The sequence below is a fragment of the Calothrix sp. PCC 6303 genome, from assembly GCF_000317435.1.
Lineage (GTDB): Bacteria > Cyanobacteriota > Cyanobacteriia > Cyanobacteriales > Nostocaceae > PCC-6303.
Window position 1 is genome coordinate 1340390 of record NC_019751.1, and the last position, 25144, is coordinate 1365533.

Below are 25144 nucleotides of genomic sequence, written 5' to 3' on the forward strand. Positions count from 1 at the left end.
CCCTCCAAGGGCAGGAGTCCTGGTTCCCAAGACCCAAATCTTTTACCCTGAGCTAAGTCGAAGGGTTTTCTTGCAACATATACCTATTGGCTTGGTTTTCGCTTATGGCATTGATGCTCAAGATCTCAATATCATACCAGAAAAATAAGCGGGATTCGTCATACATCTGGAACTACTTTGTCAAAAATCAATTCCAGATGCAATCCTCAACCCCCGCTATTCATCCCCACCCTATCAGTACATTGAGGGTAGGGACTTTCGAGTACCGTTAAAAATATTGAGCAGCTATCTCGTATGTTTCAGGTTTTAATTATTGATGATGACCCTGCGGTCGTAATATTGTTGAAGCGGATGCTGTCAAAGCAGGGTTATGAAGTAATTGCTGTTAGCAATGGTGAAGAAGGAATTGCCAGTGCGATCGCATCTCAGCCAGGATTAATTATATGCGACTGGATGATGCCGGGAATTAATGGATTAGAAGTCTGTCAACAGATTAAAGCTCATCCCAAACTCTCGACAACATTTTTTATTCTTTTAACATCATTAGACTCAGTTGCCGATCGGGTCAAAGGTTTGGATGCAGGTGCTGATGACTTTATTTCCAAACCCATCGAACAAAATGAACTCCAAGCAAGGGTACGTGCAGGATTACGACTGCACCAACTCAGTCGTGACTTACGGGATCAAAAACAAATATTAGAAAATGAACTGATGGAAGCTGCCGACTATGTGCGATCGCTTCTACCTCCACCCATGGAAAAACCATTTTCTATTGACTTTCAGTTTATCCCTTCTCGGCAACTCGGTGGTGATTGTTTCGATTATTACTGGCTTGACCGCGATTACTTAGTTATTTATTTGATGGATACTGCTGGACATGGATTGAAAGCAACATTACCATCTATCTCGGTTTTGAACCTATTGCGATCGCGTGCTTTACGCAACCTCAATTATTACCAACCCAGTGATGTTCTAAAGGCTTTAAATGATACCTTCCAAATGAGTCATCAAAATGATAAATATTTTACTATTTGGTATGGTGTCTACAATCGCGTTACTCGACAACTAGTCTATTCTAGTGCTGGTCATCCACCAGCAATCTTAATTTCTGGTCAATCTAAAAATACTCATGAAGTTAAATTGTTACGCACACCAGGAATGCCAGTAGGGATGTTTCCTGAAGCTAAGTATGTAGATAATTTTTGTAATATTGAAAAATCTAGCCTATTTTATATTTTTAGTGATGGAGTATATGAAATTACTAAATCCGATGGAGAATTATGGGGTTTAGAATCGTTTATTCAAATGTTAACTCATTCACCCCATACTTCTAATCAACATCTGAGTCAACTAATTCAACACCTAAATTTTATTAATCCTCACGATAATTTTGATGATGATTTATCAATTGTAAAAATTAAATTTGATTAATCCTAGGTAGTTCAAATGAAGAAGGAAGAAGCGGGTTTTGAGATGGGGATACCCTGCGGGTAGACACGGAGTGGCTTCTGTAAGTAGCAAACTACTAGTCTGTCAAGATAAAAATGACGGTTGTGGAGAGGTAGCACTGCTACGTCTCTCTACAAGATTGTGGATGTCTACATAGGGCTTGCTGAATAACTATGAAACATTTATTTATCAACACTTTCAGGATTTTTTATCTGGGTAAAGTGCAAGGAAATAAGGGTTTGAGGTTTAAAAAACTTGCATTCAGATTTATTGGAGTACAAAAAAATGGAAAAAATAAGGGTAAAACTGTTCCCTGTTGCCTGTTCCCCGTTCCCTACCCCCACTAAAAGACTTTTTCAGCAGACCCTACATAACCAATTCATCTAGAATTACCAGGTACAACAATAACCATTGCGTTTCCGGAACGTTTTATCTAATTTCACCAAAAATTTAAATATAGAACATGAAACTTTTTACTATATTGTGAAGCAATCACTAAGTTCTCCCTCATCAAATTACAGTTGTGAACTTTGATCAGACAAACTATACAGCAATTAAGCACCAGAGGTTTTCTTCGGTGTATTTTATCTTGTTTACACGAAAAAAGGAAAAGCAACCGTGAAGATTATATGAAAATTGCTAGGGTTGGTTGGCAATAATTACGTAAATTTACTAATGTGTATAAATCGGTCATTTTTATTTGCGCTCCTGGTTAGGAGTCATACCCTAACATGAAACTTTATCAATTCTTGATCACGGCTTTCTCAACATTCACAGTTGCAGCAGTCGCCGAAGTTACTCTCTCCACACCAATACGAGCGATAACTTTCTCTGGTGCTTCCAGTGGAGTATGGGGAAAACCCGATCCAGGTAGCACCAATAATATGCCAAGATATACAGGTGTTGGCACCGACTCTTTTACTTGGGGAGACCCTGATGATTCCAGATTTGGGACTCCAGCAAATAGCTTCAAGTTTGCGGGAAATAGCTTTACTACTAATGTAGATTCGTTATTCAAAATTGGTGATTTAACTTACTTTAATGGAAGTGTACTTTTCGGCACTAGTGTGGATAAAGTTTCTTTAAGTCTAAATGTGGGTTTGAATAGTCCCAATAAAGAAAATGAAATATTTGATTTTGATTTTAACTTGAGGAATACACCGAATACTTCTGAAAATGAGATTGAGAATGCAGATTTTGCGTACATCACACCTAAACTAGACAATCGGACTTTTGCTTTCAACGGTAAAAAATATACCTTAGAATTAACAGGTTTTAGCCAAGATGGTGGCAAAACAAATTTAAAAGAGTTTCGGGTATTGGAGGGGGCAACTACAACCGCAGCTATTTATGGTAAGATTTCCGCCCTTTCTCCAGTAAAACCACCTGCGCGAGTTCCAGAATCTGGAGTTGTTGGAGGTTTATCCTGTTTAGGAATCTATATGTTGACTCGTAGAAAAAAATTTGGTCAATAATGAGTGTACTGGGAGCGCAGCGCTCCCATTTTTTTATGAGATAGTAAGGGCAATCTTTCTTTAGGGTAGGCTTGGAAAAAGAATTTCAGACCCTACCCTACAGTAAATTTAACTTAACCTAATACGTCCATTTACTCCACCACCGATGCTGATGCAGTTTCTCCTGATGAGTTAGTGCCAGGTAATTCCAAACAGTATCCGGCACCATACACGGTTTTGATATAGCGAGGATGGCGGGGATCAGGTTCGAGTTTTGTCCGTAGGTGGCGAATATGAACACGAATTGTTTCGATATCGTCGTCAGGATCATATCCCCAGACTTCTCGCAAAATTTCGCTTGGGGAGACAGTTTGTCCGTGACGTTGCAGTAAGCAATGTAATAATTCAAACTCTAAATGGGTTAATTTTACGGTTTCATTAAACCAGATTGCTTCAAACCTTTCAGGAACAAGGGTGAGAGAGCCATAGTTAAGAATCTCACTGTGTTTGGCAGCTTGGGGAATGCGGTCGGTTCTTCGTAGCAAAGCACGCACCCGTGCCAACATTTCCTCTACTTCAAAGGGTTTGGTGAGATAGTCGTCAGCTCCGGCATTAAAACCTTCAACTTTATCTTGGGTTTGGCTCAAAGCAGTCAACATCAGCACTGGAATTTCTGCTGTGCGGTCATCCCGGCGCAAGCGTTGGCAAACGGTAAATCCGTCAACTCTGGGCAGCATTAAATCGAGCATGACTAAATCGGGTTGCAGCTGGAGCGCCAGCGCCTGACCTTTGATGCCGTCTTCCGCCTGACTAACGTCGTAGCCAGCCATTTCGAGATTGACGGCAACTAGTTCCGAAATAGCGGGGTCATCGTCTATGACAAGAATCCTCGGCATTATGTATTGTTATTACTACTTTTTAACGATAAATAAGAATCTTTGAGGAGTACAAAGATTACTTTCCTGATTATAAAAAAGTTTTTAAATCTAACATAAATATTAAGATGAATTAATTGTAAATATTAATGGAAAATATAAGAATTTCCAGAGTTCATGTGCTATCCATCATACATTCCGCCAAAATTTTTACAGAATGGTCTAGTGATGACGCTGTTTGCAGCGGCTTGGGCAAGCCGAAATTGGGAGAAAACGGTTTTTGAACCAGAGCCTTTGTATCAGCAACAAATCTTTACAGGAGCAAAGTCAATACCGTTATTTGGACTGGTGGCAATTCCGGAAAATCCACGAGGGACAATTGTGGGAACTTATGGAATTACGGGTGATTTGGATGATCAATGGTTATTGAGGATTTTGGGGCGTAAAGCTTATGCCGAAGGGTATGCGGTGGTTTTATTTGATTGGCGCGCCCATGGGAAATCGGTAGAGCTTTCGCCGGCGTTGACATCAGATGGTTTGTACGAGGGGGAAGATTTCGTTAGGATTGCGGCACAGGCGCGTCAATTAGGGTGTCCAGGAAAATTTTGGTTTGCGGGGTTCTCTTTGGGGGGACAGTTGGCGTTGTGGGCTGTCAAGGCGGGGATGGAGTTAATACAGAGTGAGGAGAATTTGGGGCTAAAGGATGAAGATATTGGGGGTGGGGTAGTAATTTGTCCAAGTGTGGACTCAAATCGCTCGTTAAAGTATTTAGTTCAACAGCCAATTGGGAAGTATTTGGAAAAAGCGATCGCATTCCGGCTGAAAAAGCTAGCTTGGCGTATCCACGATGCTCATCCTGGCACCATAGAAGCTGCTGCAATTGAGCGGGCTAATGGTATTTGGGGATTTGATCATGAGTTGGTGATTCCCCGCTTAGGTTTCCCCTCTGTGGAAAGTTATTACGATGCGACGAGTCCTTTACATTTTCTGCCGCATCTAAATAAACCCACTTTGATTATTTACGCTGAAGATGACCCATTTTTTGACCCGGCAATTATTCCAGAGTTAAAACAGCTTTGTGTCAACAACCCCAAGGTAGATTTATTCTTAACTCCCCATGGTGGGCATGTTGTTTATTTTAATAGTAAGGAAGGTCAACTTCTGGCAAAAGATCCAGACCCTTGGTGGGCTTGGAATCGAGTGCTGGAATGGGTGGGAAATAATTAACTTCTAGGGAAGGCAACTTGCTGCAAAATCTGCATGGGGCGATATTGTTTGAGTAATTCTAGTTGTTGGAGGTTGCCGACGAGTAGATTACCAGCAAATCCCAGAGAATTGATAGAAATACCCTTGTATTCTTCATGCGATCGCGTGACAATCAAAATCCACTCACGGGTAGCTAGTAAATTGTAAGGGGAGGGTTTTGAGTTATGGTTTAGCACTCGCAGTAAATTTTGATAAATTTCCCAAGTTGCTTTTCCTGCTTCCGTAGGAGAGCTAAGGGTATCATGGTTTAGTTTGGCAAAAGCATGTATAAATGGGAACTTTTCTACTGTTCCCACACCATCTTGAAAATTGGCAGATGCTAGCAATGGTTCAATGGGAACTTTGATATTATTCTCGTTGATGGAAAAAGGAACTATCTGTAAATGTTTGTGTTTTTGACTAGCACCAGCAATTTGACCACTATTGTAGAACGCTAAACCATCAAAATCAGCCAAACAAGCGTGCATGGCGATAAAATCATCCGCAGTTAATAAGGATTCTTGTGATTCAAAATCACGGGTAATAATTAGTAAGTGATGTTCAACAACATTAAATTTGTTCAAAATACAGACGTGAGTATCGGAAACATCCGCAACCCATAAGTTTTGTTCGTATGGTAAAAACGGATTAAAGTCTGGAGGGGTTTTTTGCTTTGCTTGATTTTTACGAGTTAAGTTAGATAAGATTCTGACAACAAAATTAACCCCTTCATCCTCCATAATTTCACAATCGGTAGGAATTGAAAGTAAAGCACCAGATATCAGCGCTTGTTCAGTTGTGGTGATGACACGATTCCAGAGGGTGCCTGGTTGGAGTTTTATTTGTGAGGGCATGAACTAATTGAGGAATGCAGAACTCAGAATCCAGAATACACCTAGATAGGGGAATATTTATAGGATTTAGCTGCGTAGCAACTTATTAGTATTTTATGTCAATGCGTAAGTCATATACATATATATGATAAATTTGCTATAAAATAATCCCCCCAAATCCGAATTTAGAAGGAATTGGGGGGATTAAAGATAGAGAAAAATGGATGAGATATGCCTGTCTAGTTATCATTTTTTACCACCAATTAATTGCTAGTTATTGACGAATCGTGGTAAATATTTCTATTACACTTCCAAGGTGAAAGCTGATTTTAGCTGGCATGTGCCCAATCACTAAGTGTTTCTTGCTGTTGCTTGGTTTGGCGCTGTTTGATGGGAACTCTGGGGGAACCGATATCAATAGAGTTGGCAGACTGCTGTCGTTTTTTGGCGGACTTTGTTTCTTGGTTGGAACTAACTACTGTGTTTTTCATATAACCTCTCAGGTACTTTTAGATATATCGAATGATAGTGTGTTTAATTCAAAGTGTCAGTATTGATCTTCACTTTTTCGTGAAGCTTTTACAGATAGGAATAAAGAATAGGTGTATCTTGAATATAAATACGGATGACAACTGGAATATTATGCAATTTCTGAGGATTTTTATCTTCTGTCTTCCGATTTCTTAATTCAGTAATTCTCCCCTTACTCCGGACGTAAATCGTTGGATATTTCTACTATTCCCCTAGAAGCATCAAGTTTGACACGTTGCCCATCCTGAAGTACCCATGTAGCATTACTTACATCTACAATCATGGGAATTTTATATTCACGAGCCAGGATACATGATTGTGAAAGCCTGCCGCCAGTTTCGGCGATGACTCCTTGAGCGCGAATCAGTAAATCTGTCCAGCCTGAATCGGTATAAGGGATAACTAAAATTGTATCTGGTTCAATTTCTGGGAGTTCTTGGAGATTTCGTAGCACCTTAATTCGCCCTTCAGCTTGCCCTGGACTTGCGGTGGTACCCTGCATAACTTGGTCGGGTTCTAGGGCTGGCATTAAGGCGGGTATGATGGGTGGTGCATCACCATACACCAAAAGTGGGGCTGTATTCAAATTGCGATCGCGTGCTAAAAGCGATCGCCTCTGCCAGACAATTACCTGTAAACGGCTAATGGTGATGTTGTCGGGTGTGGTGATGAGTTTTTCAATTTCAGTAAATTCGAGGAAAAATATATCTCCAGCCTGTTGCAAAATCCCAGAATCTAGCCATTGTTTTTCTAAAGCCAGAAAGCACCAACGTAATTCGGCTTGAAGTTGCAGGTAGGTTTCTGTCACCAGCCCATTTAAATCTACCCGATTTTGTACCCAACCTCGGCGTGGACTTCGTTTTGGAGTAGATGGTTCACTTCCCAACATCAACTGCACAAACATTTCTCTAGCTGCTTCGGGTTTTTCCTGCCATGTGGGGGTAGCAATATCGCTGTTTTCACTTAAATAGCCGTAGCGTCTGGTAATTTGTGTTAGTTCTGAGAGGATTCTTTGCCCTTCTTCGGAAACATTGAGATCCTCAAATAAATTGTCTGGGTCAAAAACAGGTAGAATTTTCTTGGCTTCTGTCGCTAATTCCTGTAGTGCTGTCATGGCAACAATTTCCGGTGCCAATCTATTATTAATCTCGGAGTCTTTGACTTTAAATATTTTTTGTCTAAATGCTGCACTTAATGGGGCTAAAACACTGTAATAGGTGGCACGACTGAGTAAATCTAGGGTGTATTCTATCCGCACCAATAATCCAGGGGGATCTAAATCTTCAGCACTTTCTTGTGCCAATTGTGACAAACCAATAATAAAGCGCCGACGACGTTCACGTCGAAAGTCTTGTCTTAAAGATAATTCTCTACCAATTAGGCGAAGGAAACCGGGTAAATTACTAGCTATGGTATCAACTATAGGTATATTTATCTTACTGTTGGTAGTCAAAAACTCCAAGCTTTCTAATGGTAAACCGATGCGGTGAAAAATTTGCCCCAATAGAGTTGCATTTAAATAAGTCCGGGAAAAATGTAGGGTGATGGCTTCATTAAAATCCAATCCAATGGAACGTTCCCCCATTGCCACAGCGAATATTCCACCCCAAGCAGCACTGACTAATGGACGATTAATTGACCAATTTAAGGGACACAGTATACCAGGAATTGCTTGGGCGGCAATTTTCCTTGTCCAAATTGGCAGTAAAGTGGTGATGGGTCGTGCTTGAAGTACCCACAATGTTTGACCGTCGTAACTCCATTCAATATCTTGGGGTATGCCGTAGTAATGTTCTTCTAAGTGCCGAGCTAAGTAGGCTACTTGCTTGATGATTGGGGCGGGGACTTTACCTTTGCCTTCTAGATGCACAAAGGATGTATTATCAGTTTGCACTACAAAGGCGCGATATTGCTCTGGTGTCACCCTGCCGGAAACAACTTGTGTGGGGTTGCCAACAACGGCTTCAACAACCACAGCATCAACTTCTTGGGTGATGGGATCACGGCTAAAGGCAACACCCGAATAGACGCTATTAACTTGTTGCTGAACTAACACAGCCATACCGCTTGTTTTCAAGTTACGTTGCTTGCGACCATAGGTATCACTTCTATACTGAACGGCTGATGGTTTATTATGGGATGCTTGGGTGCGTGCGATCGCGTTTTGCAATCCCTGCTTGGTGGTGACATTCAGGGTACTGTCATATAACCCAGGCGCAGAGGCAATTTCACTATCTTCTCCAATCGCCGAAGAACGCACCACCAGGGGCGATAATTCTGATGGTTGGAGGAAATCAATTAACTTTTGAGGATCATCATAGGGGAGAATTAACCAACCTTTGGGAACTGGATAACCCCAACGTTTAATTTCCGAAAGTTTTGCGGCTTTATCACCGACAAATACTGCTTCCAAATCATCATCTAAGCTTAAAAGATCCTGGTACCCACGGAAAAAGGTTGCGGGTACTGGAGAATCTTCTGGTGTTTCCAGACTAAATACTTCCCCACCATCTGGATGTTGTTGATCGATCCAAGCTAGGATGACAGCGAGTGCGATCGCTGCAAAAATCCTCAACCCATCATCGATATGCAAAATCGCCACAATTACCGGGAAAACCACCAGAATCCCAATCTTGGCAAATTGCCTAGAGCGGATAATTGTAAAGCTAACAGTCGCCATTAACAACAGAAATGCTGTTGCTAAAGGATCATGAACTGCAAATCCCCAAATGACGTTAATTGTAGCGGTACTTTTGGCAAACCAATATCTACCAACAGTTAAGGTAATTAGGGCGATTATTTCCCAAGCAGAGGCATCAGGAAAACAAGCCCGTGCCAGTAGAACTGCAACAATACCCTTAAATGCTTCCGAGAGCAAGGCTAGCATTCCCACAGGAGTTCCCCCATGGTAAAAAGCTCCAGCAATGCTCATATTCACAATTCCGAACCGTGCTAACTGCTTTTTCGCCAGCGCGAAAGTAATCCAAGCAATTAGCGGTAATCCTCCCAAAATTGGACAGATTACGAATATAACTAAGAAACCCCAGAGTTCAAGCATCCTCAAATTTGGATTTTAGTTTACATTTAACTCTAAAATCTAAAACCCAAAAACTAACAACAATTTTTTCAATTCTTGGGGAACTTTACCACAAAAACATCAAAGTGCAGCAATATTTTTATAAAAGCAATTAATTGCAGGAGATAATTTTTTGATTCTGTAAACCTTGTCAAGCTTCAATTTATACAAGGTGCTACGGCGAAGAAGAGTGAATCTTTCTCCTTGCAAGAACAGTTTCCCGCTCCCCTGCCTCTTCGGCTATACAGGCATTAAAAAACAAGTAATGTGTCTGTTTTGTAACGCAGAGCAGTTGACACTAAGAGCTAAGAGGGGAGGTTATGAATTCACAGAAAATATTCGGTAGGGGCAAACAGCTGTTTGCCCCTAATTTTATGGGGACATAAAAGTTGCATTAACCAAAAACACGAAGTTTTCGTAACTTCTAAAATCTTATTACTTTAAATTCCGTATTCTTCCACTATAAGCTCTAGCTGACTGCATAGGCAGATTGAAGTGCCCAAATAATCAGTACGGCAATTGAGCCTAATAACAGTACGGTGGAAACTGTAACTAGTTTGGGAGAATCGGCACCCTCAAACTTCATAATGCCTCGATTTAAATCAGACATAGCTTCGTAAACCTCTCTTTCTCACAGTATGAGATTGTTCGTTTCGATTGTAGTCCCTGAACTCGCAAAATACACACTGTGTTTGTTACGATTTTGTCTCATTTTTGCAACATTCACTAATTGATAACCACAGGAATATTCTGTGAATATCTACAGGAAGTTAAGCACACCCTCTTAGACAACAAGATGGATAATCTCATCCACTTCAGTTAATTTAGCAGCGGTCATTTCTAAATAATTGGTATAAGATATGACTTTTGACTCAGATTATTTTTAACGTTTAGTTAATCATTTGTACTAAGTAATGAAAGTGATATTGTTAACGATTTTGGGAATTGCCTTTGGCTTGTTTGTGTTGGTGGAAGCTGGATTAAAGTGGCGTTTTGGGTTTGGCAACCCCTTACTTTACCTTGCTGATGAGGAAATCGGGTATTTAATTGCGCCGAATCAGCGGACTCGTCGTAATGGTAAGCTAATTGAGATTAACCAGTATTCTATGCGTAGTGCTGCCACCCAGAAAGTTCCTGCGGCTGAGACTTTGCGGATTTTGGTAATTGGAGACTCCATTGCCAATGGAGGTTGGTGGACGGATCAGGAAAATACTGTTTCTAGCTTGATGATGAAATCTCTGGCTTCAGTAAATACTATTAATAAACAACATGTAGAGGTATTAAATGCCTCGGCTAATTCCTGGGGACCAATGAACGAATTAGCTTATCTCCAAAGATTTGGTAGCTTCAGTTCGCAAGTTATTGTGCAGATGATTAATACTGATGATTTGTTTGCGACGAAACCAACATCATTGCCAGTGGGACGCGATCGCAATTATCCCCAAACTAAGCCCCCGTTAGCAATAGTGGAAGTATTTCAACGCTATATCCAGAAACCTCAACCAATTCCCGAACTAATTGCACTTCAACAACAAGGTGGTGACAGAATTGAGGCAAATTTGACGGCTATTGCCAAAATTAAAGCTTTGGCAACAGAAAATAATTGTCTTTATTTGCTAGTTATGACACCTTTAAAGCGGGAACTTGGTAAACCTGGTTCCCACGACTACGAAGTAAAAGCCAGACAACGTTTAGTTGATTTTACTCAAGCTCAAGGTATTAATTATATTGATTTTCTCCCCTTCTTTAACTCCTATTCAGAGCCGAAATCTTTGTATCATGACCATATTCATCTCAATTTACAGGGAAACCAGTTTGTTAATAAAGTGATTGAAAAGGAATTATTAGAATTGCTGCAACAAAAGTCATCAGAACTTTTGAAAAGTTAATAGATTAATGCCCTCAAGCTAGAAGTCTGGGGCTATAAGAACAAAGCCTGCCTACGCAGGCTAGTTATGTTTGGTATAGCTGTAGCCACTTTGATTAGGACATTTATATTTTCCCTGTTCCCCTGTTCCCCTGTATAATTTTGAAAATTACCTCAAAACCAAAAACTTCATGGTTCGTATAGTTGGTTTAATTAGTGGTACATCGGTTGATGGTATTGATGCTGCAATAGTAGATATTTCTGGTAAAGATTTAGATATCGAAGTTAAATTAATTGCAGGTCAAACCTATCCTTACCCAGCCAAACTTAGAGAAAGGATTTTAGAAGTTTGTGCTGGTGCGACTATTTCCATGGTAGAACTAGCTGAATTGGATGATGCGATCGCGCAATCATTCGCAGAGGCTGCAATGGATATCCAAAAAGGTCATGAACCCGCGACATTAATTGGTTCCCATGGTCAAACTGTATACCACAGAGCGCCAGTAATTCAAGGCATCCCAAACCCGACAAAAACCCTTGGTTACAGCTTACAGTTAGGACGTGGTGCAGTCATCGCCAACCTTACAGGTATTACCACCGTTAACAATTTTCGAGCCGCAGACATTGCCCTTGGTGGTCAAGGTGCCCCCCTGGTACCCCGAATCGATGCGGCGTTATTGAGCCATCCTCAAGAATCTAGATGTATCCAAAACATTGGTGGCATTGGTAATGTTACTTATATACCCACCAAAACTGGTGATTGGTTAGAAAAAATTCGCGCTTGGGATACAGGTCCAGGAAATAGTATCCTGGATTTAGCAGTGACACAATTGAGTCAGGGTATCAAAACCTACGATGAGAATGGGGAGTGGGCAGCCACTGGTACACCCTGCCAAGCTTTAGTGGAGCAATGGTTAACTCAAGAATACTTTCATTTACCCCCACCAAAATCAACAGGCAGAGAATTATTTGGGGTGGAATATTTAGAACAATGTATCCGTGATGCCCAACCATATCAACTTAGTTCGGCTGACTTTTTAGCCACTTTAACCGAACTAACTGCGGCATCAATTGTCAGTAATTACCGAAGCTTTTTACCACAGATGCCCCAAAGAGTTTTAATTGGTGGTGGAGGTGGTCGTAATTTGTACTTAAAGAAAAGATTACAAATTCTGTTAGAACCAATACCCGTGATGACAACCGATGAAATGGGATTAAACAGCGATTTGAAAGAAGCGATCGCATTTGCAGTTTTAGCCTATTGGCGACAGCATAACACCCCTGGTAATCTCCCATCTGCCACAGGTGCCACAGATGAAATTCCTTTAGGTGAAGTACATGTAGCAAATTAGATGGATTGGAGTTCAGTATCCCAAAAAAAAAGATCTGATTTGGAATCAACCTTGTTTCCAGTAAGTAAATTTATATATTCCCCCTCCTCCCTGCTCCCTGCTCCTTTTCTTCCGGTTATACTGGACATATTCGCCCCCTGTGTCCAATTTATCAGCGGTGTTGGCGGTACTGGTTGAGCAAAACAAGGAATGTAAAAGGTGGCACATGCTTTTCTCTTAGAACCTGGACGCTGGACTCTGCAAGGTAGTTGGCTAGAACGTGATGGAATGCCAATTAATGTCAAGGGTATGACTTTGGTTGCTTGGAGCCGGGACAATTGGTTTACAATGGCAACAAAGCTAATTTTCCCAGGAAGCGATCGCGCTGAGATTGCATTGCAATATAAAGGTAGGATGGATGATGGGGAACGCAACTATTCATTTTTGCTGCAACACAATCAACTTGGGCAAATTGAAGGTGAAGGTTGGATTGGTCCTGATACTATTGTGCAGCATTACCGGGTCTTAAACGATCGTCAACGTCGCAGTGGTTTTGAAACTCTCCACCGTCTCAATAAAAATTCTTATCACCTGACTACGGGAATTCTTGTAGGGCATTTCCTTTCTAGCAGTATGGAAGCTAGTTTGGAACGTCAGCTAACAACCTAACATTAAAAAATAAGTAATGAGTGATGAGTAACAAGGCAGCTTTGCGGGTTCATCAGGCGGAAGAAAGTTGCTGTTATTGATTGCTGGGAAATTAAACATTAATTGCCTGAGAAGCCTACACCAACAAGCGCGGTATGGTGTAGGAGCATCACTAGTATTTGTTGTTAACGGAACATGCTACTTACAGAACTATCATCATGAATCCTCCAAATAGTTTCTCCTAGGAGATTAGCCACCGACAACACCACAAGTTGGGGGAAGCGATCGCGTTCGGGAATGGGGATAGTATTAGTTACAATCACTTCCTCAAACACTCCACTGGAAAGTCGCTCAACAGCTGGTGGGGAAAACACGGCATGTGTTGCACAAGCATAAACCTGGCTTGCACCTTCTTCACGCAGCAGTTTAGCCCCTGCCGCGATGGTGCCACCAGTGTCAATCATGTCATCCACCAACACCGCTGTTTTTCCCCTGACATCACCAATCACATTCATCACCTCAGCCACATTATGGGCTTGGCGACGTTTATCGATAATTGCCAAGGGAGCATCATTTAGTTTTTTAGCGAAAGCCCTAGCCCGCGCTACACCACCGACATCTGGAGAAACAACAACAATATCTTCCAAATTCTTGCTCTTTAAATAATCTAAAATTACAGGCGAGCCGTACACATGATCTAGAGGGATATCAAAATAACCCTGAATTTGGGCTGAGTGTAAATCCATCGCCAAAACCCGATTTGCCCCGGATTGGGTAATCAGATTCGCCACCAACTTCGCGGTAATTGACTCACGACCAGCCGTTTTTCGATCGGCGCGAGCATATCCATAATAAGGAATTACCGCAGTTACCTGTCGTGCTGAAGCCCGACGGCAGGCATCAACCATGATCAGCAACTCCATCAAATTATCGTTCACAGGATGACAACAGGGTTGGATTAAATAAACATCACAACCCCGAATTGACTCCTGGATTTGGATATACAACTCGCCATCCGCAAATCCTTTGCGAATCATTGGTCCGAGATCCATTCCCAAATAGCGAGCGACTTCCTGGGATAATACTGTATTAGCAGAACCAGAGAATAGTCGCAGGCGATTATTTTCATTCAGCGCTGTTGGCAGTGGTTGTACTTTTAAAGTAGTAGAACTGAGTACAGCAGACCCTCGATGTGCATTCATGGCAATCTTATCATCCGAGATTTGGCTTCTTTATGCGAAATAGTCCGAAATATTCAGCGAGATCATTTCAATAGTTACCAGTTACTAGTTATCAGTGATGTGTTGTCTACCCCTTCGCAAACCAGCTTTCTGTGAAGACTCTTTGAAGACAGCCTCCGAAAACGTGGCACTCCAAGCGGTAGGTTTCAGTAAGGATCATCTGATAACTGTTCACTGTTTACTATTCACTGATTTAATATTCCTCCGTAAGATGATGATTCACGAATTTCCCAACTATTTTGTTGACAAAGCCCTGATGGCTTAAAAGACATAAAGTCCTTGGAAGTGACTGATTTTGATTGGTTGAGGTGCGAACACCCAACATTTTGGTGAAATATCCAACGCTAGGGCAGTCAGAATGGAAGTCAAGCTGCTCAAAAGAGCTTTCCCCAGGGAAGGCTAGATTCAACCAGAAATTTAATGACTTTACTTTTTGCACTAGCAGTAATAATTATAGCTGTTTGCCAATTTTCCACTCCACGGCTGTGATTTACACCTTTTAAATAAATAAAAGGAGAATCTCAGAACTCGAACACCCATCATGTCCTAATTCGGGAACAATTCAATATTTTATGATACTAACTGTAAATTAATAAACTAGCAGACTTGATATTGAAATTAAATAATATATCCAAAGAATGTAAAGACAAGGTGTAAAATATGCGAGGCATCATCATTCCTATTGACGATTTATCCATGTAAATACTGGTATTTCTCATTTTAGTGTACTGAGAAATAATGTGAAAATGAAGTAAAACTACAACAATGACTTACTGAAAACTATCCCTCTGTAATTTAATTTAATTAATATAAAATTATGCAGCCACCTATTTTTGTTGGGACTATTCTCCAAAATCGTTATCAAATTATCAAGATTCTCGGTCAAGGAGGGTTTGCCAGAACCTATCTGGCTGAAGATCAAAGGCGTTTTAACGAGCCTTGTGCCATTAAAGAACTGATTCCCAATGCTACGGGGGCTTTTTCTTGGGAAAAAGCACAGGAATTATTCCAACAGGAAGCAGAAATTTTGTACCAGATGCAGCATCGTCAAATCCCTCAATTTCGAGAGCGCTTTCAAGAAGATCAAAGATTGTTCCTGGTACAAGAATATATTGGGGGGAAAACATACCGAGAATTGCTTGATCAAGGAAGTAGCTTCACTGAAAAAGAAGTGGTGAGTTTGCTGAAAAATTTATTACCTGTATTAGAGCATATCCACAGTCGGGGGATAATCCATCGAGATATTTCCCCAGAAAACCTGATTCAGCGAGAAAGCGATCGCTTACCGGTATTAATCGACTTTGGTGTAGTTAAGGAATTAGCCACGAAACTGCAACTAGGTAGCGAAATTATCCCCACACCCGTAGGAAAACTGGGCTACTCCCCAGCAGAACAGATGCAAACAGGTAGGGCATATCCCAGCAGCGATTTGTATGCGTTGGCAGTTACGGCAATAGTTCTCCTCACCAAGAAACAACCACAGGAAATGTATGACGAAACCAGGGCAACTTGGAAATGGGAGCAATTTATCCAGGTTGATCCCCAATTCGCCCGCATCCTCAACAAAATGTTAAACTCGGTGCCAAGCGATCGCTATCAAAGTGCAAATGAAGTAAATCAAGCATTACTATCTCTGACACCAGTAAATTCTCCAGAAGTTTCCAACTTGCAAACATTAGCCGTTGCACCCGCAGCAGTTGCCCCAACTCCACCTACTCCCAAAAAATCCCCAGTAGCCATACCCGAACCAAATACCCGTTCTATTCTCGATAGTCCCATAGCAGTTGCGGCAATTAGTACGGCTGTTGTGGTTTTAGCAGGGGTAGGTTCTTGGGCATTAGTTAGTTCTATTCGCAACCAAAGCAGAGAACGGGAAACAGTCTTACCACCCCAAACCTTCCCTTCACCTGTAATTAGTCAAACTGCTACCCCAACTTTAGAAGTTTCCCCATCACCCACTGTCAGCGAACCCATAATTTATAGTAAAAAGCTCGCCTTTAATAGTTCCAATATAGCCACCGTTGATAGCAAAATTAAAACCAATGAAACTGTTCAATATACCTTTTTTGGACAGGAAGGACAGCAAATAAGCGCATCTTTTATTCAAGCAGGGGAAGTGGTATTAACAATTTTGGCACCCAACCGCGAGCCAATTGATATTACTGCTAGGGAAATACCTGCTTACCAAGGAATATTACCCGTCACAGGTAAATATATTATTCAAGTGACTCCAGTAGCGGGAATATTAGAAAGTCAATATAATCTCACAGTTAAATTGCAAAGTCTTCCCGTCATTACACCCACATCCACACCCACTCAAACACCAAAAGAAGGGAAAACACCCAACCCAATCCCGACTCAAATCCCCCTCCCACCTTTAAATGAGCCAACAGTTATTCCCACACCAGGGGATTCCAAAACTCCTTTTATTGAATTAACCCCAACTCCTACCCCAGATGCAACTAAATTATAATAAATAGTAAAAATTAACAAAGTGTTCAACACATTATTCATCACAGGAACCGATACCGGCGCTGGAAAGACAATTGTTACTAGTTCCCTAGTGGCATATTGGCAGAAATACCACAGCAATCGCACTCTGGGTTTAATGAAACCGATTCAATCGGGAGTCGGAGATTGCGAATGGTACCAAAAATTATTTAACCTTCAACAAACAGTTGAGGAAACAACACCCCAATACTTCCAAGCACCTTTAGCACCACCCATCGCCGCCGCACGGGAAAATAGAGAGGTGGATTTGGGTGTAGTTTGGCAGAGTTTGAACAGAATGCGATCGCATTCTGATTTTACCCTTGTAGAAGCGTTGGGTGGTTTAGGTTCCCCCATCACCAACGAATTCACTGTGGCGGATATTGCTGGGGAATGGAAATTACCAACAGTATTGGTTGTCCCCGTCAAACTAGGTTCCATTTCCCATGCTGTGGCAAATGTTGCCCTCGCCAAACAAACTAAAATTAACCTTTTAGGGATAATTCTCAACTCTATTCAACCTGATGGCGAATCGGGGATAGCCGATTTTACCCCCATCGAATTAGTGCAGAAATTCACCAATGTTCCCGTGTTGGGACATATTCCATATTTGGAGAATCTCGAAGATGTGGAAAAACTGGCTCAAGTTGCATCTAACTTGGATTTAGAAGTATTGTTGCCAAAAAACTTTTGATATCATTTTTATTTCAAGAGCCATATAAATAACCCCACCCCGTAACCCCCTACCCCGCTTGCGGGGCTACGGTGTACACACAAGTCGGTAAATCCCTCACTTCGCCTGGGATTGAAAATCCCAGTCTCACAGCAAAAGTCCATTGAAATGGACTAAAAACTAAAAATATTCAGTCATCTTGTAGATGACTTCAGCTATTAGACAGCGGTTTCAACCGTTGGCGGGCGTGGAATTATAAAAAATATAGGGAATTCGATACTTGTGTGTACACCGTAGCTTGCGGGGAGGGGGAACTAGCTTCTTTTTCCCTCCTCGCTAGCGGGGAGGGTTTGGGTGGGGTTCTTGATTCCTCGTTCCCTCTTTAAGCAAAATGATATCCCCACTCCCCAGCATAAATTCAGCTAATTTGTCAAGCATTCGCCTCACCATTCGCAACCTCCAACCCCAGTTAGTAGAGTGGCGTAGACAACTGCATCAAAAACCAGAACTTGGCTTCCAAGAAAAATTCACATCCGCATTTATTGCCCAAAAACTCCAAGAATGGGGAATTGAACATCAAACAGGTATCGCCCAAACCGGGATAGTCGCCATTATCCATGGTGAAAAAGTATCCCCAAGCCCAATAAAAACTTTGGCAATCAGGGCAGATATGGATGCACTACCCATCCAAGAAGAAAATCAAGTCCCCTATTGTTCTCAAAATCCGGGAATAATGCACGCCTGTGGGCATGATGGACATAGTGCGATCGCACTTGGCACAGCATACCACCTCCACCAACATCGCCACAGTTTCGCCGGGAAAGTTAAAGTTATAGGACTTACGCATTGACAGAAAAATCAAAATAGCAGGTATGGTTTTCAGCGCTTAGAGCTTATTTTTTGGTTCTCCACCAAGCGATATAAACCAAGAAAGGGTAATTTGGAAAAGGCTAAAACAACGTATTCACGTTGATACACAATATAGTCATTTTGTACAGTGCGTAAGTCCTAAGTTATTTTTCAACCTGCCGAAGAATCACCCGGTGGTGCCAAACCGATGATTGCTGAGGGTGTACTAAAAAATCCTGATGTTGATGCCATCATCGGGTTACATCTGTGGAACAATCTTCCCCTAGGGACAGTTGGGGTTAGGGCAGGGGCATTAATGGCAGCCGTGGAATGCTTCGATTGTACTATTTTTGGTAAGGGTGGACATGGAGCCATGCCCCATCAAACGGTGGATTCGGTTGTTATTGCTGCCCAAATCGTCAATTCCCTCCAAACTATTGTCGCCCGCAATGTCAACCCTCTCGATGCTGCCGTCGTTACGGTGGGGGAATTACATGCTGGAAATGCGAGGAATGTGATTGCAGATACCGCAACTTTAAAAGGAACCATTCGATACTTCAACCCAGAATATACGAGCTTTTTCTCACAAAAAATCAACCAAATTATTGGTGGTATCTGCCAGGGATACGGTGCTAAATATGACCTCAATCACTGGTTATTGTATCCCCCAGTAATTAATAACGCTGAGATGGCAGAATTAGTCCGTTCAGTTGCCACCGAAGTTATAGAAACTCCCCTCGGCATCGTCCCCGAATGCCAAACCATGGGTGGTGAAGATATGTCATTTTTTCTCCAAGAAATCCCTGGGTGTTACTTCTTCCTCGGTTCTGCTAACCCTGCCAAAGATTTAGCATATCCCCACCACCACCCCCGCTTCGATTTTGATGAAACAGCTTTGGCAACGGGTGTTGAAATATTTACTCGCTGTGTGGAGAAATTCTGTAATTAACGCGATTTAATCAGTATAAATAGGTAGATTTTATTTATACTGATTTCCAAAAATGAACTCCCAACTATTAATATCCGACGTACTCACAGCAGTCAACGACTTCGAGAAATCCACCAAACCCGGAGTTTGGGCAAGTGTCGAGAAAAAACAACTTCTTGCCGAAATGCAACTGCGGTTAAATGATGCCTTCCAAATCAACCAAGGGGCACAACCATTTTGTGGTCCTGCATCCATTATCTTTGAATTAGTCCGCAAACAACCTCTTCGCTACGTCCAAATTTGTCGCAGTCTGTTTGAAAAAGGCAGCTTTCAAGGAAAAACCAAACTCATCCAAGCATCACAAACCCTCCGTCGGAGTCAGGGAAGATTGAGAATGACACAAAGCGATTGGATGGTATTGGCAGCATTACGGGAATCAGAAAATACTATCTTCAATATTGAGGCAAATTCCCCGGAAATCATCCGTAATTTGGCAGGAATGACTAAATCTTGGGAAATAGAAGGTTGGATAAAGGAATTATTTGATTATCGTCAAGTGAAAACCATTCATACCTATTTATTTGGTGAATTTGCTGCTTTGGAACAAGCAACAACTGCTATAAATTCAGGTGGAGTAGTATTTGCGTTAATTACCGCAGATGGATTACTCCGAGGAAAACAACCCTTCTTACCCCTACCCACACATTGGGTTCCTATCCTTGGTAATATTTCAGTTAAAGGTGGCGATTGGTCAGATGATGATAGTGGACGTGTCAGCTTAGATGTATATTCCTGGGGAAAACAATTCCACATCAACAAAGATGAAGATGCATTTGAAGATTATTTTTGGGGTGTGGTAATTGGAATGTAGGATTTTTCTAAACCTCGTCCATAATGAAATCTGGAGTTTTTTAAGTGTTTCAAATACGTTATTGCGACGTAAGGAAAACTACAGTTCTCAAGATAGATCAGGTTTAGAAGAATGTATATATAGGAATCCGGTTTGATTTTTGAACAAAATTAGGTACTGTAGGGTGCGTTAGACGGAACGTCGTAACGCACCAAAACCTTATGAATGGTGCGTTACGCTGTCGCTGACACACCCTACGTGTCTTTTCAGAAATCAAATAGTAGTCCTATAGTTTGGCTTTAGCACAGATTTTGTGGGCTAAAGCCAAACTACGAACCAATTAATAGTTATGGGTAAATCTGATTTTAAAGTTGATAGCAAAGGGCTATTTTTAATAGCAATAAAAGCTAATTTTGAATACCTAATTCCCGTAAATGATGTTGAATATGCTCCCTAACAAAACTAGAAATAAAATAGTAATTATGATCATAGCCATCCTGGAAACGTAATTCCAAAGGTTGATTCACCTGATGACAAGCTGCGATAAATAATTCTGGTTTTAACTGTTCTAATATAAATTCATCAGATGTACCTTGATCAATTAAAATCTTACCAGGAAACTGGTGTTTTTTAATTAACTCACTTGCATCATAGTCATACCAATCAGCTTTATTATCGCCTATATAGGCTGACAAAATTTTCTGTCCCCAAGGAGATTGGATTGGGGCAACAATTGGAGCAAAAGCAGAAACAGATTTAAATTTTTCAGGATTTCTTAGCGCACAAATTAAGGCACCATGTCCCCCCATGGAATGTCCAAAAATTCCCTGTTTATCAACTTTTACGGGGAAATTACTGGCAATTATCTGCGGTAATTCTTCCACCACATAGCTGTACATTTTATAGTGGGAACTCCAAGGATTTTGTTTAGCATCCACATAAAATCCTGCCCCAGAACCAAAATCCCAAGTGTCATCTTCACCTTCAATTCCCGTATTTCTAGGACTTGTATCGGGTACAACCAAAGTTATCCCATATTCAGCAGCATACCTTTGTGCCCCAGCTTTGATCATAAAGTTTTCTTCTGTTGAACTTAAGCCAGAAAGGAAATATAAAACGGGAACAGCTTGAGTTTTGGCTTGGGGAGGTTGGTAAATAGCAAAGCGCATTTCGCAGTTACAACTAGTGGAATGATGTTTGTAAAAGCCTAGTTTTCCGCCAAAGTTTTTATATTCTGATTTCAAATAGATAGGCATCATAAATTGAGGATGTTAGAAAGGGATTTTAAAATATCATAACTTAGGTTTTGATAGTTATGATCAATTAGTCCAAGGGATTGGAAATTAGCTTGCTCTGAAAACTGCCATATATAGCAGCGAAAAATAATGTAGAGACGTAGCAATGCTACGTCTCTACTCATAATTTATTAATTAGTTTTTGAAGATATATAATCTATAGGAAGATGCCAATATTAAAAAATGAGTAATGAGTATCTTGAAAGATGATTTAGGCAAAGAAGTCTATAACTTGAAAATAATAGGTCACTTCCCATTACTAATTGCTGCTTCTCGCCAAAAAACATCAAAATAAGTATTAGCCCCAACTTATGGAATTATGCTTTTTGTATTTATTCCAACCTTTTAAGTGTTGATTGATTGCTCAATTTATCTAAATTAAATTCATGAAAACAAGCTTAAAAAAATAATATTATTATAAGTTTATAACTATACTATAAGAAACCTATTTGATTATTGTTAGCCTAGGTAGCCTGTGGTTTGCATTTAAAAATTTAAGTATATGTAGGGTGTGTTTGATAAATCAAATATCAGTCCTATATAAGAAACCGAGTTTTTCTTGGTTACGCTGTACTCAGACTTCTAGCGACACCTCTGTAAGTCGTGATTTTGCATAACGCTAAAGTTTTTCAGGCAAGCATCACTATTTGTAATTCATCACAGAAACATCGTTGTAATATACCCTGCATCAAAAATTTGAGTACAACGACTTTTTTATATTTTTCTCTGAGCATCTGGGATATCAAAGATGCAGATGAGTACATAAATATTCAGTTTGTTGCTTCTAAAATACTAGTGCATCAATCCTAAAATACTCGTACCTCCTCCCAATATAAAGTTGTAACTCTTGTTTTATCTAGCTTGAAGATGCTTGAGTACATCCTTAATAAATTTAATTAATTTAATCGTCACTCACTGAGGGGAGAACTTTAGTATTAGCTGCTATAAGCATAATAGCGGCAGATAGTCTTCTATCTACCTAGGTAATATTTATTGCCATGATTGTAACTAGATGATAAATTCAAACTCAAAGGCAAGATAGATTATAAATCTGCATTTGGGTTTGTTTTCAGTCTGTATGAAACCTGGCATTACTCATAATCAATATATAGTGACGCAAGCATAACATGGGCTACAGACATTTGTCATATAACCTGCTATATTTGTCAACCGAGTAAAAAAGATTATCTAAAACTAGGGAAAACATAATGATTTGGAAAGTCAATCACCGATTTTAGTAAATAAACTGAATCTTGAGTATGATTAAACGTCAAAAAAATACAGATTTTATTCATTTTTTGGAAAGTGAGCTTAACCTTTCAACAACCGATATATCAGTAGCATTGAGACATCCGGAGTTAGAGAATGCACCTTTGCCCATGCTGTTGTGGGAATATGGTTTGGTAAATATTGAACAGTTAGAAAGAATATTTGATTGGTTAGAAAACCAAATAAGTTGTTAAGTATTTTTGCAGAATATGACCTATGCAAATACTAAGTATTATCCATCAATTACTTGGGATGTGTATAGTTAATTTGAACACTTCCATACCATAATTGATAAGTCTCTTCAGGGTTATTATTCGGTAAAAGTGCCAGTTGTTTCAGTAAAAATAATTTTTAAATAATATGATTTATCGTTTTCTACTATACAGATGAATTTAGGCTAACTGGTAAAAGTAAATAGGGGTTGCAAATTCACAAATAAGAATTAGATAAAAATGATTTTCAGAAATACTGGTATCTGAAATACATGGTCAAAATCTAGCTCTTAATTTTAATTTCCTTAACAGTCAAAGCCATAATTACCCAAAAACTGAGGGACTTTACCCAAAAAGGAGATAGCGAACACTTCTCTGGGGATATTTTCGAGATGAACCAAATCCTAATTAATGACACAACATTACGCGATGGTGAGCAGGCAGCAGGAGTTGCTTTTAACTTACAAGAGAAAGTAGCGATCGCACAATTCCTCGATGCCATCGGTGTACATGAGTTGGAAGTTGGTATCCCGGCAATGGGTGAGGAAGAAATGCGCGCTATTGCCACCATTTCTGACTTAGGTTTGTCTGCCAGACTGCTGGGATGGAACCGCGCTATCATCTCCGATATCCAAGCTTCCATAGCTTGCGGACTTCGACGCGTTCATATTTCCATACCTGTTTCCGGCATTCAAATCGCTGCCAAGTTCCATGGACAATGGCGAGTTACACTACAACAACTCAAAGACAGTATCAGCTTTGCTGTTGATCAGGGACTTTGGGTTGCTGTTGGTGGGGAGGATTCTTCTAGGGCAGATGAGTGCTTTCTCCAAGATGTTACCCAATATGCCCAAGAATGGGGTGCATCAAGGTTTCGCTTCTGTGACACAGTGGGGGTTCTCGATCCCTTTACCACCTACACACAAGTCAAAAAACTAGTGACTGGATTACAGATACCTGTGGAAATCCATACACACAACGATTTTGGCTTGGCAACTGCCAACGCTTTGGCAGGGTTGAAAGCTGGTGCAACATCGGTAAATACCACTGTTAATGGACTAGGTGAACGTGCGGGAAATGCTGCCTTGGAAGAGGTAGTCATGGCATTAAAACGCTTGCATGGTGTTGATTTGGGTATTCATACTCCCAAATTACTAGAACTTTCCCGTTTGGTAGCTGCTGCATCTGGTAGTAGTGTTCCACCTTGGAAAGCAATCGTGGGTGAAAATACCTTCGCTCATGAATCAGGAATCCATGCCCACGGTGTCATGCAAAACCCCACAACTTACGAGCCATTCGCACCAGAAGAAGTGGGTTGGGAACGAAAATTGGTAGTTGGTAAACATTCTGGTCGTCATCTACTATCCAGTTTGTTACAACAACATGGAATTGTTCTCAATCGTGAAGAAACTCAATCAGTTTTGGATGCGGTGCGACGCGAGTCAACCCAGAAAAAACGTAGTTTAACTACCCAAGAACTTTTGAATTTGGTACTAGAGCAGAGGTATTCCCATGTCACAATCCGATGAGATGGAATTATATTCGCCACCCGCTTTCAATATGGGCGATAAAGTTAGAACTCGTAAATTGCTGAAGAATGACGGCACATTTCCCGGTCAAGAAATTGGCAAGGTTCTTGCTGATAAAGGTGAAATTGGTTATGTCGTCAGTATTGGCACATTTTTACAGAGTTCTTACATCTACGCAGTACATTTTCTGGAGTCAGGATTTGTAATTGGTTGTCGAAAAAAAGAACTTGAACTTATTCAAAAAAACCCTGACCAATATAAGGATTAATCATGAAAGTAATGCTACGTAAAAATAGCACAGGAAATTTAACAGTTTACGTTCCCAAGAAAGATTTGGAGGAGGAAGTTGTTAAGCAAGCTGATTCAGAAGCAGGTAAAATTTTTACTTTGGCAAACGGCTGGGAATTGGAATTTAACGATTTGGAAGATCCTCTAAAATTGCCAAAAACCCACGAAGCTAAAAGAATATCATAGGAATAAACCTAAGCTTGAATAGTTT

At 40.6% G+C, this 25144-nt stretch carries 21 protein-coding genes and 2 pseudogenes; 15 read left to right on the plus strand and 8 right to left on the minus strand.

Going from position 1 to position 25144, the window contains the following annotated elements; genetic code table 11:
* Positions 1 to 294 precede the first annotated feature (294 nt).
* A complete protein-coding gene (locus CAL6303_RS05505) occupies positions 295 to 1431 on the plus strand; it encodes a PP2C family protein-serine/threonine phosphatase (protein WP_015196855.1) in 1137 nt (378 codons plus the stop codon).
* Positions 1432 to 2180: 749 nt separating this feature from the next.
* Positions 2181 to 2924, plus strand: a complete 744-nt coding sequence (locus CAL6303_RS05510; RefSeq protein ID WP_015196856.1) for a choice-of-anchor K domain-containing protein — start codon at positions 2181 to 2183, stop codon at positions 2922 to 2924.
* A 131-nt stretch (positions 2925 to 3055) separates the two neighbouring features.
* Here CAL6303_RS05510 and CAL6303_RS05515 read toward each other — a convergent pair whose 3' ends face one another.
* Positions 3056 to 3799 carry a response regulator transcription factor gene (locus CAL6303_RS05515; protein WP_015196857.1) on the minus strand — a complete coding sequence of 248 codons (744 nt, stop codon included), beginning with the start codon at positions 3797 to 3799 and terminating at the stop codon, positions 3056 to 3058.
* Positions 3800 to 3955: 156 nt separating this feature from the next.
* Here CAL6303_RS05515 and CAL6303_RS05520 point away from each other — a divergent pair, with 156 nt between their 5' ends.
* On the plus strand, positions 3956 to 5005 hold the full coding sequence (locus tag CAL6303_RS05520; protein ID WP_015196858.1) for a YheT family hydrolase: 1050 nt from the start codon (positions 3956 to 3958) through the stop codon (positions 5003 to 5005).
* On the opposite strand, the gene CAL6303_RS05525 is transcribed toward CAL6303_RS05520, so the two are convergent.
* The 4 genes from CAL6303_RS05525 to CAL6303_RS30685 all read right to left on the minus strand — a co-directional run bounded on the left by CAL6303_RS05525 (position 5002) and on the right by CAL6303_RS30685 (position 10073).
* Positions 5002 to 5877 carry an ATP adenylyltransferase family protein gene (locus CAL6303_RS05525; RefSeq protein ID WP_015196859.1) on the minus strand — a complete coding sequence of 292 codons (876 nt, stop codon included), beginning with the start codon at positions 5875 to 5877 and terminating at the stop codon, positions 5002 to 5004. The two genes, CAL6303_RS05520 and CAL6303_RS05525, sit on opposite strands and share 4 nt — an antisense overlap.
* A gap of 308 nt (positions 5878 to 6185) precedes the next feature.
* Complete coding sequence (locus CAL6303_RS30680; RefSeq protein ID WP_015196860.1) at positions 6186 to 6347, minus strand: hypothetical protein; 162 nt, start codon at positions 6345 to 6347, stop codon at positions 6186 to 6188.
* A 212-nt stretch (positions 6348 to 6559) separates the two neighbouring features.
* Positions 6560 to 9445: a glycerol-3-phosphate acyltransferase gene (locus CAL6303_RS05530; RefSeq protein WP_015196861.1), complete on the minus strand. Its 2886-nt coding sequence runs from the start codon at positions 9443 to 9445 to the stop codon at positions 6560 to 6562.
* A 487-nt stretch (positions 9446 to 9932) separates the two neighbouring features.
* Positions 9933 to 10073, minus strand: coding sequence for a hypothetical protein (locus tag CAL6303_RS30685; protein WP_015196862.1), 141 nt, complete (start codon positions 10071 to 10073; stop codon positions 9933 to 9935).
* 304 nt (positions 10074 to 10377) lie between these two features.
* Here CAL6303_RS30685 and CAL6303_RS05540 point away from each other — a divergent pair, with 304 nt between their 5' ends.
* From CAL6303_RS05540 to CAL6303_RS05550, 3 genes are all read left to right on the plus strand, one after another.
* Complete coding sequence (locus CAL6303_RS05540; RefSeq protein ID WP_015196863.1) at positions 10378 to 11352, plus strand: SGNH/GDSL hydrolase family protein; 975 nt, start codon at positions 10378 to 10380, stop codon at positions 11350 to 11352.
* Positions 11353 to 11521: 169 nt separating this feature from the next.
* Positions 11522 to 12682, plus strand: coding sequence for an anhydro-N-acetylmuramic acid kinase (locus CAL6303_RS05545; protein WP_015196864.1), 1161 nt, complete (start codon positions 11522 to 11524; stop codon positions 12680 to 12682).
* Between the two features lie 198 nt (positions 12683 to 12880).
* Complete coding sequence (locus tag CAL6303_RS05550) at positions 12881 to 13330, plus strand: hypothetical protein (RefSeq protein WP_015196865.1); 450 nt, start codon at positions 12881 to 12883, stop codon at positions 13328 to 13330.
* Between the two features lie 164 nt (positions 13331 to 13494).
* Here the strand turns inward: CAL6303_RS05550 and CAL6303_RS05555 are convergent, their stop codons facing one another.
* Positions 13495 to 14511: a ribose-phosphate pyrophosphokinase gene (locus CAL6303_RS05555; RefSeq protein ID WP_015196866.1), complete on the minus strand. Its 1017-nt coding sequence runs from the start codon at positions 14509 to 14511 to the stop codon at positions 13495 to 13497.
* Positions 14512 to 15367: 856 nt separating this feature from the next.
* On the opposite strand from CAL6303_RS05555, the gene CAL6303_RS05560 reads away from it, so the two are divergent.
* The 5 genes and pseudogenes from CAL6303_RS05560 (at position 15368) to CAL6303_RS05580 (ending at position 20361) form a co-directional block, all read left to right on the plus strand.
* Positions 15368 to 17023 carry a protein kinase domain-containing protein gene (locus CAL6303_RS05560; protein WP_015196867.1) on the plus strand — a complete coding sequence of 552 codons (1656 nt, stop codon included), beginning with the start codon at positions 15368 to 15370 and terminating at the stop codon, positions 17021 to 17023.
* Positions 17024 to 17044: 21 nt separating this feature from the next.
* Positions 17045 to 17734: a dethiobiotin synthase gene (gene bioD / locus CAL6303_RS05565; protein ID WP_015196868.1), complete on the plus strand. Its 690-nt coding sequence runs from the start codon at positions 17045 to 17047 to the stop codon at positions 17732 to 17734.
* Positions 17735 to 18104: 370 nt separating this feature from the next.
* Positions 18105 to 18548, plus strand: a pseudogene (locus CAL6303_RS05570) (M20 metallopeptidase family protein); the annotation flags it as partial.
* A 183-nt stretch (positions 18549 to 18731) separates the two neighbouring features.
* Positions 18732 to 19511, plus strand: a pseudogene (locus CAL6303_RS05575) (amidohydrolase); the annotation flags it as partial.
* 52 nt (positions 19512 to 19563) lie between these two features.
* Positions 19564 to 20361, plus strand: a complete 798-nt coding sequence (locus CAL6303_RS05580) for a hypothetical protein (protein ID WP_015196869.1) — start codon at positions 19564 to 19566, stop codon at positions 20359 to 20361.
* Positions 20362 to 20747: 386 nt separating this feature from the next.
* Here CAL6303_RS05580 and fghA read toward each other — a convergent pair whose 3' ends face one another.
* Together fghA and CAL6303_RS30230 are read right to left on the minus strand one after the other, a co-directional pair.
* Positions 20748 to 21599 (minus strand): S-formylglutathione hydrolase, encoded by an 852-nt coding sequence (gene fghA, locus CAL6303_RS05585; protein WP_015196871.1) that lies wholly within the window; start codon positions 21597 to 21599, stop codon positions 20748 to 20750.
* Complete coding sequence (locus CAL6303_RS30230; protein ID WP_015196872.1) at positions 21596 to 21760, minus strand: hypothetical protein; 165 nt, start codon at positions 21758 to 21760, stop codon at positions 21596 to 21598. Before CAL6303_RS30230 ends, fghA begins: the two co-directional genes overlap by 4 nt.
* 1134 nt (positions 21761 to 22894) lie before the next feature.
* Between CAL6303_RS30230 and CAL6303_RS05590 the strand changes: the two genes are divergently transcribed.
* The 4 genes from CAL6303_RS05590 (at position 22895) to nifT (ending at position 25119) form a co-directional block, all read left to right on the plus strand.
* Entirely contained in the window at positions 22895 to 23098 is a 204-nt protein-coding gene (locus tag CAL6303_RS05590; protein WP_015196873.1) for a DUF2949 domain-containing protein, read from the plus strand.
* A 410-nt stretch (positions 23099 to 23508) separates the two neighbouring features.
* Entirely contained in the window at positions 23509 to 24645 is a 1137-nt protein-coding gene (nifV, locus tag CAL6303_RS05595) for a homocitrate synthase (RefSeq protein WP_015196874.1), read from the plus strand.
* Positions 24629 to 24913, plus strand: coding sequence for a nitrogen fixation protein NifZ (locus CAL6303_RS05600; protein WP_015196875.1), 285 nt, complete (start codon positions 24629 to 24631; stop codon positions 24911 to 24913). Before nifV ends, CAL6303_RS05600 begins: the two co-directional genes overlap by 17 nt.
* Positions 24914 to 24915: 2 nt before the next feature.
* Positions 24916 to 25119 carry a putative nitrogen fixation protein NifT gene (nifT, locus tag CAL6303_RS05605; RefSeq protein ID WP_015196876.1) on the plus strand — a complete coding sequence of 68 codons (204 nt, stop codon included), beginning with the start codon at positions 24916 to 24918 and terminating at the stop codon, positions 25117 to 25119.
* Positions 25120 to 25144 lie beyond the last annotated feature (25 nt).

Bases quoted from the DNA above. Each gene is read 5' to 3' on its own strand.
- CAL6303_RS05580 (WP_015196869.1), top strand. From the start codon at position 19,564: ATGAACTCCCAACTATTAATATCCGACGTACTCACAGCAGTCAACGAC.
- CAL6303_RS05545 (WP_015196864.1), top strand. From the start codon at position 11,522: ATGGTTCGTATAGTTGGTTTAATTAGTGGTACATCGGTTGATGGTATT.
- CAL6303_RS30230 (WP_015196872.1), bottom strand. From the start codon at position 21,760: ATGAGTAGAGACGTAGCATTGCTACGTCTCTACATTATTTTTCGCTGC.
- CAL6303_RS05530 (WP_015196861.1), bottom strand. From the start codon at position 9,445: ATGCTTGAACTCTGGGGTTTCTTAGTTATATTCGTAATCTGTCCAATT.
- nifT (WP_015196876.1), top strand. From the start codon at position 24,916: ATGAAAGTAATGCTACGTAAAAATAGCACAGGAAATTTAACAGTTTAC.
- CAL6303_RS05600 (WP_015196875.1), top strand. From the start codon at position 24,629: ATGTCACAATCCGATGAGATGGAATTATATTCGCCACCCGCTTTCAAT.
- CAL6303_RS30685 (WP_015196862.1), bottom strand. From the start codon at position 10,073: ATGTCTGATTTAAATCGAGGCATTATGAAGTTTGAGGGTGCCGATTCT.
- fghA (WP_015196871.1), bottom strand. From the start codon at position 21,599: ATGATGCCTATCTATTTGAAATCAGAATATAAAAACTTTGGCGGAAAA.
- CAL6303_RS05510 (WP_015196856.1), top strand. From the start codon at position 2,181: ATGAAACTTTATCAATTCTTGATCACGGCTTTCTCAACATTCACAGTT.
- CAL6303_RS05505 (WP_015196855.1), top strand. From the start codon at position 295: ATGTTTCAGGTTTTAATTATTGATGATGACCCTGCGGTCGTAATATTG.
- CAL6303_RS05560 (WP_015196867.1), top strand. From the start codon at position 15,368: ATGCAGCCACCTATTTTTGTTGGGACTATTCTCCAAAATCGTTATCAA.
- CAL6303_RS05540 (WP_015196863.1), top strand. From the start codon at position 10,378: ATGAAAGTGATATTGTTAACGATTTTGGGAATTGCCTTTGGCTTGTTT.
- CAL6303_RS05515 (WP_015196857.1), bottom strand. From the start codon at position 3,799: ATGCCGAGGATTCTTGTCATAGACGATGACCCCGCTATTTCGGAACTA.
- CAL6303_RS30680 (WP_015196860.1), bottom strand. From the start codon at position 6,347: ATGAAAAACACAGTAGTTAGTTCCAACCAAGAAACAAAGTCCGCCAAA.
- CAL6303_RS05555 (WP_015196866.1), bottom strand. From the start codon at position 14,511: ATGAATGCACATCGAGGGTCTGCTGTACTCAGTTCTACTACTTTAAAA.
- CAL6303_RS05525 (WP_015196859.1), bottom strand. From the start codon at position 5,877: ATGCCCTCACAAATAAAACTCCAACCAGGCACCCTCTGGAATCGTGTC.
- CAL6303_RS05520 (WP_015196858.1), top strand. From the start codon at position 3,956: ATGTGCTATCCATCATACATTCCGCCAAAATTTTTACAGAATGGTCTA.
- nifV (WP_015196874.1), top strand. From the start codon at position 23,509: ATGAACCAAATCCTAATTAATGACACAACATTACGCGATGGTGAGCAG.
- CAL6303_RS05590 (WP_015196873.1), top strand. From the start codon at position 22,895: ATGATTAAACGTCAAAAAAATACAGATTTTATTCATTTTTTGGAAAGT.